This window comes from Paenibacillus rubinfantis (assembly GCF_001486505.1).
Classification (GTDB): domain Bacteria; phylum Bacillota; class Bacilli; order Paenibacillales; family Paenibacillaceae; genus Fontibacillus; species Fontibacillus rubinfantis.
Map to the genome: position 1 here is coordinate 1 of NZ_LN909054.1, position 1,774 is coordinate 1,774.

A 1,774-nucleotide genomic window follows, 5' to 3' on the forward strand; every position below is an offset into this window, starting at 1 on the left:
CCACAAGCGCGTCGTCGGCGCTCGTCGTCGGGTCGTCGCGGGCCTCAGCCTCGCGCTCGCGCGCAAGCATCATCATGCGCTCGGCATTCATGGCCGCTTCGGTCTTGGCCTGCGCTACCTGCCGCTCAAGCTCCTTGCGCGCGGCCTCGTCGCCGTGCTGCTGGGCGTAGTCGTTCCAGTCGGAACCCTTGTCCCGCTCGCCGAAGCTCGGCACCAGCACCGCGCCCTTGTGGTTCTCGGCGGCCTCCTGCGCCTTCTTCAACCCGACATTGACGCCCGGCTTGCCATCGGGCCGAATCTCTTTCTCGGCCCTGTGGTCGTTATCGGCGGCGATCAGCAACGGGCGATCCGGCCAGCGTTCGCGCAGGCTGCGCGCAACGGCGTCGAGGTTGCCGGAGTCGAACGCGGCCACCACGGGATGACCGCGCAAGCGCGCCACGGTGTCAGCCGTGGCGTAGCCTTCGGCCAGCACCAAAGGGGTGGTCGGGTCGTTCTCGAGAACGGCGGCGAAGCTGGAAGGATCGGCCCCGGCGACGGTGTAGAGGCCCGCCTTGCGACCGTCCTTCATGAACCCCTTGAATTGGGGATTGACGCTCTGAACGGACCATAGCTTGCCCTCGGCGTCACGCGCCGGGACAAGCAAATCCCCGGCGATGAAAACGCGGGCCTCCGGCTCGGCCTCGCGCATGGCCTTGGCCTCGCGCGGGTTCTTGGCAATGCGGACGCCCGCGGCCTTCGCCTCGTCGGACACCGCGGCGGGCACGACGCGCAAGCCGTTCTCGCCGGGGTGCGTGATGCCCTTGGCCGCGCAATAGGGGTGGTCGGCGGTCGCGGGTGCGGCCTCGTTCCAAACAGCCTGCGCGACCTTCGCCATAGCGTCGTGCTGGGCGGCTACCTCGGCGGCCCGGCGCTGGGCGCGCTCGACCGCTTCGCGGTTAAGGCGCTCGCGTTCCTCCGGGCTGATGGCGTCTACCTTGCCCTCGTACTTCCAATTGATGCGCGCGCCGGTCTTGTGGTTCTGGATGAAGCCGCCGGGCAAGCGGCCCTCCATGTGCCCGGCGTAGGAACCGCTGCGCTCCGCGCCCTTGTCGCCCGCGACGGCCACGCGATGGATTTTCCCGTCCATGACGGGCAAGCCGTCCAGTTCGAGGCCAGCGGCCCGGATCGCGTCGGCGAAAGATTCCTCCGGCGACGGCGCGCGCTCGACCTGCACTTTGGTGTTTTCGGGAAGCCAACGCGCAAGCGCGGTCTGCTTCACGTCGATGCCTTCGGGGGCAAACCACTGCTTTGCCTCCTTGTCCCATTGGAGCCGGAAACCGGCGTCAAGGGCGGCCTTCTTCGCGGTGTCCTTCTCCCGGTAGGGCACGATTAAATAGGTTCGTTGTGGGGTCATGCTGCCTACCTCCGGCGGTTCGTGCAGCACGGGCGGGCGCTGCTCGCGCTCGCGCGTGAGCGCGGTTCGTAAGTCGATGCTTTGCGATTCGTGGTCCTCGGTGATGAAGGGACTGACGCGCTCGCCGTTGACGCCAGTAAGCGCCTTGCCGTCCATGAAAATGCCGGTCGTGATGCCGCTCGGCGTGCCGTCCTGATGCGTGTAGCTGACTTGGAAGTTTGCGCGATATTCGCGGGCGTCAGGATCGGGGTTCAGCCGCACGGCGGCCACAAGGCCAAGCTCGCGCGCCGTAGCCTCAAGGTTCTGCCACGTCTCCAAGGGGCTGTAGGTCGGCACGGCGTTGCGGTGCGCTTCCTCAAGCGCGGCGGCGGCCTCCGGCGT

At 67.8% G+C, this 1,774-nt stretch carries 1 protein-coding gene; it reads right to left on the reverse strand.

All coding sequences use genetic code 11. The features are described from left to right. The coding region (locus tag BN3277_RS25660) for a DUF5710 domain-containing protein (protein WP_198342943.1) at positions 1-1,774 on the reverse strand (1,774 nt) is incomplete at both ends.